Source organism: Paenibacillus sp. FSL K6-1122 (assembly GCF_037977015.1).
Classification (GTDB): Bacteria; Bacillota; Bacilli; order Paenibacillales; family Paenibacillaceae; genus Paenibacillus; species Paenibacillus amylolyticus.
Genome location: NZ_CP150272.1, coordinates 6,205,940 through 6,215,646, shown reverse-complemented (window position 1 = coordinate 6,215,646; position 9,707 = coordinate 6,205,940). Strand labels below are relative to the sequence as shown.

Annotated in this window: 10 protein-coding genes; 6 read left to right on the top strand and 4 right to left on the bottom strand. The window is 44.2% G+C overall.

Annotated features, from left to right (window positions below):
* Positions 1-22: 22 nt before the first annotated feature.
* Positions 23-673, bottom strand: a complete 651-nt coding sequence (locus NSQ20_RS27845; RefSeq protein ID WP_339195696.1) for a nitroreductase family protein — start codon at positions 671-673, stop codon at positions 23-25.
* Positions 674-802: 129 nt separating this feature from the next.
* On the opposite strand from NSQ20_RS27845, the gene NSQ20_RS27840 reads away from it, so the two are divergent.
* Positions 803-1,168, top strand: a complete 366-nt coding sequence (locus NSQ20_RS27840) for a MerR family transcriptional regulator (RefSeq protein ID WP_339195694.1) — start codon at positions 803-805, stop codon at positions 1,166-1,168.
* Between the two features lie 43 nt (positions 1,169-1,211).
* Here NSQ20_RS27840 and NSQ20_RS27835 read toward each other — a convergent pair whose 3' ends face one another.
* Positions 1,212-1,886, bottom strand: coding sequence for a hypothetical protein (locus NSQ20_RS27835; protein WP_339195692.1), 675 nt, complete (start codon positions 1,884-1,886; stop codon positions 1,212-1,214).
* 21 nt (positions 1,887-1,907) lie between these two features.
* Positions 1,908-2,789: a LysR family transcriptional regulator gene (locus tag NSQ20_RS27830; RefSeq protein WP_339195689.1), complete on the bottom strand. Its 882-nt coding sequence runs from the start codon at positions 2,787-2,789 to the stop codon at positions 1,908-1,910.
* A gap of 169 nt (positions 2,790-2,958) precedes the next feature.
* Here NSQ20_RS27830 and NSQ20_RS27825 point away from each other — a divergent pair, with 169 nt between their 5' ends.
* Positions 2,959-4,140 (top strand): MFS transporter, encoded by a 1,182-nt coding sequence (locus NSQ20_RS27825; RefSeq protein WP_339195686.1) that lies wholly within the window; start codon positions 2,959-2,961, stop codon positions 4,138-4,140.
* Positions 4,141-4,178: 38 nt separating this feature from the next.
* On the opposite strand, the gene NSQ20_RS27820 is transcribed toward NSQ20_RS27825, so the two are convergent.
* A complete protein-coding gene (locus NSQ20_RS27820; RefSeq protein WP_339195683.1) occupies positions 4,179-5,147 on the bottom strand; it encodes a YafY family protein in 969 nt (322 codons plus the stop codon).
* 87 nt (positions 5,148-5,234) lie between these two features.
* Here NSQ20_RS27820 and NSQ20_RS27815 point away from each other — a divergent pair, with 87 nt between their 5' ends.
* From NSQ20_RS27815 to NSQ20_RS27800, 4 genes are all read left to right on the top strand, one after another.
* On the top strand, positions 5,235-5,678 hold the full coding sequence (locus NSQ20_RS27815; RefSeq protein ID WP_036606754.1) for a VOC family protein: 444 nt from the start codon (positions 5,235-5,237) through the stop codon (positions 5,676-5,678).
* Between the two features lie 228 nt (positions 5,679-5,906).
* A complete protein-coding gene (locus NSQ20_RS27810; protein WP_339195680.1) occupies positions 5,907-6,431 on the top strand; it encodes a VOC family protein in 525 nt (174 codons plus the stop codon).
* Positions 6,432-6,903: 472 nt separating this feature from the next.
* A complete protein-coding gene (locus NSQ20_RS27805; RefSeq protein WP_235200715.1) occupies positions 6,904-7,824 on the top strand; it encodes a PAS domain-containing methyl-accepting chemotaxis protein in 921 nt (306 codons plus the stop codon).
* Between the two features lie 148 nt (positions 7,825-7,972).
* Complete coding sequence (locus NSQ20_RS27800) at positions 7,973-9,685, top strand: spore germination protein (protein ID WP_036668138.1); 1,713 nt, start codon at positions 7,973-7,975, stop codon at positions 9,683-9,685.
* Positions 9,686-9,707: the final 22 nt, after the last annotated feature.

Below are 9,707 nucleotides of genomic sequence, written 5' to 3'. Positions count from 1 at the left end.
TAGTCTTGAGAGTAGCTGTTGATTATGCCCAAGTTGTAATCGTTTCAACCGGGAGACGATAGGAAGGATAGCCATCTTTGGCTGCTTTACCTATGGAGATCAACATCACGGGCTGGAACCGTTCTTTATCCATGCCGAACGCTTCGGCGATTTGACCTTTGTCATAACCGGCCATAGGGTTGGTATCATAACCATGGGCACGGGCAACGAGCATGAGTTGCATGGATATGAGGCCTGAGTCAATGAGGTTCATGTCACGCAATTCGGATGCGTTTATGTTCGCATAATAAGGTTTTACCTGCTGCATCTGCATATCCATGATGTCTTGGGGCATGTACCCAAGTTCCACTGATTTGCTGAAAATCTCTTCCATGTATTCAACGTTGTTGGCATCGTAAAACACGGCAATGACAGCGGAAGACGTTAGTGCCTGTGTCTGGTTAAAAGAGGCCAGTGGTGCAAGCTTCTCTTTGCCTTCAGCACTGTCGATAACAAGAAAACGCCAAGGTTGCATGTTAATGGCCGAAGGGGCACGTGAAGCTTTCGCCAGTATTTCGGTCATCTCCTCGCGGCTGATCTTCACTTCAGGGTCGTAGGCTTTAACGGAATGGCGCTCCAAAACGATGTTATCAAAATCATTTGTTTTGTTGAATTGACCAGTAATTGTGTTCATATTGAAATCTCTCCTCATATCTATATTGGTGAGAGTAGGGTATAAATTATATCTCCATCTGTCTCACTATGAGGATTGTAAACTATGAAGTATACTTTATAGCAAGAAGAAGAAACGGGGGAAATACATATGAAGATTAGTGAAGTAGCGAACCATGTAAACCTTCCGATATCCACGATTCGTTACTACGAGAAAATAGGTATTATCCCGGATGAACATATGCTGAGAGATCATAATAACTATCGAATATATGCGCAGAGCATTATTCAGCATCTGGAAGTGGTCAAACAATGTTTAGCTGTTGGTTTTACGATCCATGAGATCCAATCTATGATCTCTAAACATGGGTTTTCAAGTAATGATCAAGCAAGCATTATCCAAGCGAAAATATCAGAAATTGAAGAAATACAAAATAAATTAGAGAATTCCAAACAAAATCTGTACGAAATTCTTAAATCGAATATCACGTGTGAGGATGGTTTTGGTAAGTATTAAGCCGGAAGTCCCTCTATAGGTTTTCATTCAGTACGTTCTTACATCATATCGATTCAATCGAGTACATATCGTCCTGTATACGCAGACTACCGGGCTGCCCAGTTTCAACTTTTACCTCCGTGGCAAATACACCAGGCATACGCCCGTCTGGGAACCAAGGCTTCTGTTTATCAATGACAATAAACATGCCTTCTGCATCACCCGTGGGGGAGAATTGTTTTCCGTCTCCGGCAAATGGTTCAAGTTGATAATGCTTATTCAATGTGTTCATCATCTCAGGAACATCATCGACGGGCAGACCGATTTCACTAATACATAACAGATGCTTCACTTCAAAAGCTTCATCGACTGCGTTATCGAGTGAATGGTGAGCGATAAATTCCATCAAGTTGCCGCTTGGATCATAAAAATAGAAGGCTGTTGCATCCCAGTAGGGGAAATAAAATTCATCTTGTCCATCTTTGGATAGCAATGAAATGTTACGGTCTTGAGCCCATCTTTTTGCATCAGCAAGTTTATTCGTTGGAATCGTAAATGCTACATGATAGTAGGGCTTCTCTTGTTCTGGTGCCTTCTTGAAAGATAGGACCGAGTTCCCCGCACGGAATGAAACGCATGTTGCATTATCCTCCACAAGATTCAATTCCATTAGTGTACCGTAAAACTCTTTTATGGCCTCGACCTGATGTGTCAACAAACCAACTTCTCTTATTATCATTTCAACATCCTCCTTTTAATCTCACCTTTGATTGAAATACTCGATTGTTTTCTCAATAAATGCCTTGGCCGATTGCGTCAGGTAACGGTCGGACCGATGGATGATCTCAAAGTGCCGGTATGGCGGATCGTCTGTAATTCGGATGCAACGTAGCGTGGGCTCATTCATGGCTTTGATCAGAGGGTAAGGCAGCAGTGTTCCTCCGACGTTGGCTTTGACCAGGCTAATGATGGAGGTTGCCGAACTGGTCTCCATGATGGTATTTAGGCTAAATCCATATTTACGGCAATAGCCATCGACCAATTCTCTGCCTGTAAATCCTTCGGGGAACATCACCGTTTGGATATCACGTAACTCCTGAATTTCAATTGTGCTTCGTTCAGCCCAATCATGATTCTCGGATACGACGAGTACATATTCTTCACTGCACAAAGGAATGCGCATAAGTCGGCTATCAGGGGCAGACGTGATCTCGATGCCGATGTCGACTTCATTTTCCAACACTTGATTTACGACATAGATCGACGAGATAACCTTCAATTGCACCTTGGGGAATCGGGCATGAAAATCAACGAGCAGCGGAGTGATACGGTAATCCAAATCGGATGGAAGAACACCAATAACCAATCGTCCCCGCTGATCATTCCGAAATTCAGCAAGCGCATCCTGGGTATTCTGTAAATGCCGGATCATCTGTACACAGTGCTCCAGAAACAGAGTGCCTGCCTGGGTCATCACAATCTTTTTGCCGACGCGGTCAAACAAAGGAACACCAAGTTCATCTTCCAACCCACGTATTTGTTGACTCAACGTAGGTTGAGATATGCCAAGTTTCTCAGCTGCCCGTGTAAAATGAAGCTCCTCACACACCGTAATAAAGTTTTCCATTTGACGAATCTCCATGAATTCACCTCTAATCATTGGTTTTAGTAATCATTTTAATAGAAACAATAGTATTGTTCAATCATTATAATGATCCTATACTTAATTCGTGCACCACCCGAAGATCTTGTCATTAAAGAATAGGATCTTTGGTGAAGGCAACGAGACTACTCCCATGAGGTGATTCATAATGAAACTTTTTTATATTGTATTGGCGCTTATTCTGGCTTCACTGAACTTAAGACCACCGATTACTTCCATTTCTCCTCTGATGAGTACCATACAGAATGATCTGGGTTTGAGCGGCATGACCGCCAGTCTGTTAACTACACTACCGGTATTATGTATGGGCATATTCGCTCCATTCTCTGTAAGACTAAGTAGAAGGTGGGGGAATGAAGGAGCCATTGTGCTGGCTTTAATCCTCATCGGGATAGGTACGGGTTTACGATTGTTCGTAGGCGCAACTCCGTTGATGATGTTCACTTCTTTTCTGTCAGGTGTAGGGATTGCATTGGCAGGGCCACTGTTGTCAAGCTTCATAAAGCAGTATTTTCCTAACCGAGTGGCAGCCATGGTCGGCATCTACTCTACAGCAATGGTGATGGGGGCAAGCATTAGTGTGGGATTATCGGTTCCGCTTCAGCAGACGTTGGGTGGATCTTGGAGAGGTTCTTTGGCTACATGGGCATTACTCGCAGCCATTGCATTGCCGATCTGGTTAAAATTAGCTTGGTCTGCGCGTACAGAGAGACAATCCGGACAAACTTCGGCTGTCATTCATGCACCACTTCCGGTGAAGAACAGGCGTGCATGGGTGCTGACACTGTTCTTCGGACTGATGGCCGCGATCTTCTATTCATTAACCGCCTGGCTTGCGCCAGCCATTCAGAGCCATGGATATAGCCAAGAGACTGCTGGCAACATCCAAACGTTATTTACATTGATATCACTGCCCTCAACGTTATTCATTCCCATGCTTGTACACCGATACCAAAGGCGTGTCTTCTGGCTTGTTGGATGTGCGATGTTGGAGTTAACAGGTGTCCTGATGCTGAATCTCTCTGTCAGTCCGTGGCTCGCGGCGATCCCGCTCGGTATTGGTGCAGGTGGACTGTTCCCAATTGCACTCATGTTGCCGATTGATGAGACAAACAATGCTCAGGAAGCGAGTAGCTGGTCCGCTATGACTCAATCTGGGGGTTACATTCTTGGAGCACTTGGGCCGCTGGCGATTGGTTGGCTCCGCGATCTAACAGGCAGCTTTGTGCAAGCATTTTATGGTTTGGCTATCATCATCGTGTTGCAGATTATCGTTCAAGTTGCTATTGGCAATAAAAAAAGTTTAAAAGTTAGCCAGGAGCAGAGCTAAAAGGCATGTAAAGTAAAATGGCTATAGAATTATGATCTTTATACATGATCCAACAAGTCCAGATAGTACTGCCTTAATGCTCTCTGTAAGATGATGGGCTCCATAATCTTAATCGATTTACCATAGCCTGCAAGATATCTCACTATGAAATCAAGCTCGTGAGGTTCGTACGAACCGACAAGATACATGTGTCCCATCTTCTCGATGATCTGCATAGATGGGAAATGTTCTTGCTGGAATAGCTCCATCCCGGCTTCGTCAATCAGGCATTTGAATGGAATTGCTTGTTCCGATGGTTTCCATAGGGATTGGGCATCCTGTGAATAGAGTTCCTTTACATGAGTTAAAGGTTCAATCTCCGTTGTTTCGGCTGAAATGATGCGGTCGCAGCGGAATACACGATAAGCTTGTTTTTGCAGATCATAGGCCTGGCAATACCAATAACCTTTCCTGGCATAGAGCGCGATGGGTTGAATGGTGCGGATATTGGTGTTTGCAGAAGATGGCCTTTGATCAGAGGATCTACGCTGATTAGCGTACGTAATCTGGATCACTATATTCTGAACAGCAGCCATCAACAGAAACTCCAAATGTGCACTGTCGCGGATCTGCTCGGTATGTTGGAAGTAAACCCGGTGTTGAATGTTCTCAATATCCTGTCGTTGCTTGTCGGATAACGCGCTCATAAATTTCTCATGAATGGTCCGGAAAGAGACTTGAAAGGGTAAGCTGGAGAAGCTGCGGAGAGCCTGCATCGCAAAATAAAGGGCATGAAGCTCCCCCGTATTAAACGAAATGGGAGGCAGCTGCATCTGTTGCAGCAGTCGATATCCGCCGTAGCGTCCATATTCGACATAGATGGGCGCACCTAACTCTTCCAATGAAGCGATATCTCTTAACGCGGTTCGTTTGGATATCTGGAACTCCTGCATGAGATCTTGCAGGGTGAACTGTTGTTTTTGATTAATAAAGCGTAGCATCTGGTTCATACGTTCTGATTTTTTCATATCAAACCCTCTTAATGGTGCCATAGATTGGCACCTTTCGTTGTTATAGTGATAAGTGTAATCCAATAGGAACAAGGAGGCAATATAATGAATTTTGAAGTGATACCATTTTTGTCGATGAACGGGGATGCGGCGGCAGCCATTGCTTTTTATGAGGAGTTTCTGGGCGCCAAGGTGATATTCAAGAAAAGTTATAAAGAGATGAAGGAGATGAACCCAGGTTTCGAGTACCCTGCCGGTCAAGATGAGTATATTACACATTCGGTGCTGGAGATTGGGGTTAACAAAGTCATGATTGCGGAAGAAGCAATGGACACGGAGAGAGCATGGCAGCTGGGGAACAGCACGTCACTATGTATTCAATCCAAGGATAAAGATACCATCGATCAACTGTATCATTCTCTGATGCAACATGAGGGCGTGAAGATACTGGTACCGTATGAACAAAATGAATTCAGCCCAGGATACGGTATTGTAAGGGACCCATTTGGCATTGCGATTCAGCTGTGTGTCACTGTGCACGATTTTTAAAATGAGTTCAGGCCCCCGGTTAAGCACTCGGTATGTAAACCTGTAACTAACTTAAAAACATCAAAAAAAGAAGAGCCATGGATATCATGCGCTCTTCTTTTTTCGGTTTCTATACACAGGTCGTTCGAGCAACCAATGTTAAAGCGGACCCCTTTTCGTGTAAATCATATAAGTACGGATGTCGCTGTGTACAAGCAAGTTCAATGGATAAAGGAAAGAAGGGATAACATGATTACGAGAGGAATTGACCATATTGGAATAACTGTACCGGACATGGAGCAGGCGACACTATTTCTACAACAGGCGTTTGGAGCTCAACTTGCCTATGACCATATAACGCCGGATGATCCCCCACAGGAAGGACCCGAGGCAGAGCTTAAATTAGGACTGCGTTCAGGAGCAAAGGTTATTCATATTCGGATGTTATCGCTCGGGGAGAGCGCTAGTATAGAGTTATTTCAGTACGCGAATACAGCGCAATCAGAGCCAGTTAGGGCATCGGATTATGGTTTGCAGCATATGGCATTGTATGTGGACGATATGCAAGAAGCTACACGACACTTCAAGGAAGCGGGCGGGGTGTTGCTAACAGAGCCTGGGGCGTTGACCGGTCATATTGAAGGTGGGAAAGGCAATCAGTTTGTGTATGGAAGAGCACCTTGGGGGATGCTGATCGAGCTGATCTCTTATCCTGCGGGCATTCAGTATCCAAATCACAGTGAAACGAAGCGCTGGACACCACGAAAAAAATAATAAAGATGAGACTGGATAAGAAACAGAACGACGCATGATAAATCGTTCTGTTTTTCTTGTATATAGGGGTTAAACGGTTATTAAAAAACAGAAATTATGTTACAAATACGTTACAAATACAGAAGTGTATACCTCTTTGCCTTATGTTACGATACGTACTAGTAGATACAGAGATATTTTACGGATAAGATAAGTTATAACGTCTCTTTTCTGGACGATGAATATGCTCCGAAAGTATGTTGATGGAACCCTTTTATCCAGGATATTGAAGAAGCATTGAAACGAAGGAACAACTATATATTTTGACTTCACAGGGTTGCAATAAAAATAAATAACAACAGGTGATCCAAAATGCTGCAAATCGGGTATCCATAGTAGAGCCATCTAGAACCTGATGGATACATATGTTGTTATGATTGTTTTTTGCTAGTTAAAGGCTGTCTATTATGGAATGAACTGTGGGGGTTATCAAGTGTCTATATTAGATATGGAAAAGAAAGATGTTGTCACCGATGCAATGGTCATCAAGGCGATGGAGAAAAGTCTTGCTATCATTCGATTCGATCTGGATCGCCGGGTAACCTACGTGAATGAAGTCTTTGCCCAGACGATGGGATATACGGTAGATGAGATGTACGGCATGAAGCATCAGCAACTGTGCTTCGGTCAATTTGCAAATACTCCGGAATATGATGCTTTTTGGAATAGCATATTTAATGGTGTCAGCTTCCAGGACAAGGTTGAACGCAAGGATGCAAAGGGGAATTCTGTATGGCTTGAAGCGACATATATGCCGGTGTACGATGAGACGAATCAGAAGATACTGGGTGTCTCCAAAATCGCCACCAACATTACCAACCGTCAGAACAACATTTCTGTCGTAGTGAATGAGCTGAAAACGATGTCTCATGAACTGAATGGGCAGGCAGATGTAGGTATTGAACGCAGTCAGGAATTGATGTCCAGTATCTCCTATATCTCAGAGGTGTCAACTTCTAACCGTGCAACGCTGACTCATTTGCAGGAACAGGCCGGATCGATTCAGGGCGTGGTACGAACGATACGCGAGATTTCGTCTCAGACGCAACTGCTCGCGTTGAATGCTGCCATTGAGGCTGCACATGCAGGAGAATACGGACGAGGATTCGATATCGTGGCCAAGGAAGTTAAGAAACTATCCGCAATGGTGGAGAGTTCGATTAATGAGATTCGAGATAGCGTGACTGGAATAACCAAGGAAATTGGCAATATCACAGGTGGCACCAAAAAAGTAGAAGAATATGTGGAGCAGAGCCAGAAGCAGATTGAGATCGCATTGAATGATTTTACAGCAATTGCTGCTTCAGCTCACTTGTTGGATGCCAAAGCGGAGCATGTGACCAGAATCGTATAACAATATATAGTAATAGCGGTTCCTTTCACAGGAACCGTTTTTTTGTCGTTCAGTACTCAAAAAAACGGGAATTATTGTGATCAAACGGGGACACAATACTTGGGAATACCTGCAGCTATGTCATGCAGAGAAATGTTGGGGTGGGAACATGTGGTCAACAATTGTATCCTACGTGCCGGATTGGTCCATATGGATTCAGGCATTCTTGGTCTTCATCATTCCAATTGGTATTACATTGAGCATGCGCTGGATCAATGCTGCCATTAAGCGCGGAAGCTTCTCTCGTTCGAAGCCATCGTCCATATCCTCGAAGGATATCTCGCCAGCAGCCAAAGGGCAGGGTGAAGGGACCGAAACAGGCCACTATGCCAATATTAAATTAACCGAAAAGTACAGCATAAATCTGACGAGTGTGAAAGAAAGCTTTGGACTCAATGCAGACGTGCATATTCGGGAATTTATTATTAGGGGAACGAATACACGGGCTGCGGTCATTTATACCGAAGGCCTGGTAGATCAAGACTTAGTTGATGATCACTTGATTACACCGTTGATGTTCGAAGGTGTTCCTCTACTTAAGCAGGAGGGTTTCCTTCATCCAGACAACGCACACTTACTGTCGGCATATCTGCAAGATCAATTACTTCCTGTCAGTCTGGTTGAGGAGACGAAGTCCCTCCAAGAACTCGCAGTTGGTGTGTTGTTTGGGAAAAATGCACTGCTGGTTGATGGTTTGCCAGGTGCTTTATTAATTGGAGCTCATAAGATCAAAACAAGAGGTATGAATGAACCCTTGTCAGAGGGACTGCTTCGTGGGCCTCGTATTGGTTTTACAGAGCAATTAAGCGATAATACAGGCATTTTACGTCGTTATGGAAGTGATCAGAGCCTGTTTATTAAGAAGTATGAAGTGGGTTCACGGATCAAAAAAGATTTGGCGATAGCCTATATTCAGGATATTGCCGATCCAAATCTCGTTGCAGAAGTATGCAAGCGAATCGAAGAGATGGATATGGATTCAATGCTCGAATCAGGTTATGTGGAACAACTCATCGAAGATAATACGCTGAGTCCTTTTCAGCAGGTACTGAATACGGAAAGACCTGACCGAGTGATGGGTGCCCTTCTGGAAGGCCGAGTGGCAATTTTGTTGGATGGAACGCCATTTGTATTAATTGTACCGGTGACCTTTAGCATGTTGCTTCAGTCTCCAGAGGACTATTATGAACGCTGGATTCCTGGAACATTTTTGCGAGTGCTGCGTTTTATGGCCGCGATGCTGGCATTGCTTGCTCCTGCGCTCTATATCTCGTTTATCTCGTTCCATCCGGGTCTTATTCCAACCAAGCTGGTATTGACGATTATTGAAACGCGTACCGGAGTGCCATTCCCCTCAATTATTGAGGTACTCATCATGGAGCTTTCAATTGAAATCTTGAGGGAGGCCGGGATACGCTTGCCCAAACCGATTGCGCCAGCGATGGGTATCGTAGGAGGTCTGATTATTGGCCAAGCAGCCGTGCAAGCGGGAATAATAAGCCAATTTCTGGTTATTGTCGTTGCGGTAACAGCCATCTCTTCCTTTACGATTCCGGTCTATAGTGCGGGATTAACGCTAAGGATTCTACGATTTGCCGCTATGTTCAGCGCAGCCGTACTCGGATTGTTTGGCGTGGTTATGTTCTTTCTACTTGTGTGTACACATCTGGCACGACTCTCAAGCTTTGGCGTACCTTATGTTGCACCAGCCGTTCCCTATCACATGAATGAATGGAAGGATTTTGTTATCCGTGCACCGCTAAATATGATGAGAATGCGTCCCAAAATGACTAATCCGATCGATGATGATCGGAAAAAATAAATGGAATTCCATCTACTGAAGG

Coding starts and splice junctions, on each gene's coding strand:
- NSQ20_RS27800 (WP_036668138.1), top strand. CDS start 7,973: ATGTGGTCAACAATTGTATCCTACGTGCCGGATTGGTCCATATGGATT.
- NSQ20_RS27840 (WP_339195694.1), top strand. CDS start 803: ATGAAGATTAGTGAAGTAGCGAACCATGTAAACCTTCCGATATCCACG.
- NSQ20_RS27825 (WP_339195686.1), top strand. CDS start 2,959: ATGAAACTTTTTTATATTGTATTGGCGCTTATTCTGGCTTCACTGAAC.
- NSQ20_RS27810 (WP_339195680.1), top strand. CDS start 5,907: ATGATTACGAGAGGAATTGACCATATTGGAATAACTGTACCGGACATG.
- NSQ20_RS27835 (WP_339195692.1), bottom strand. CDS start 1,886: ATGATAATAAGAGAAGTTGGTTTGTTGACACATCAGGTCGAGGCCATA.
- NSQ20_RS27815 (WP_036606754.1), top strand. CDS start 5,235: ATGAATTTTGAAGTGATACCATTTTTGTCGATGAACGGGGATGCGGCG.
- NSQ20_RS27845 (WP_339195696.1), bottom strand. CDS start 673: ATGAACACAATTACTGGTCAATTCAACAAAACAAATGATTTTGATAAC.
- NSQ20_RS27830 (WP_339195689.1), bottom strand. CDS start 2,789: ATGGAGATTCGTCAAATGGAAAACTTTATTACGGTGTGTGAGGAGCTT.
- NSQ20_RS27820 (WP_339195683.1), bottom strand. CDS start 5,147: ATGAAAAAATCAGAACGTATGAACCAGATGCTACGCTTTATTAATCAA.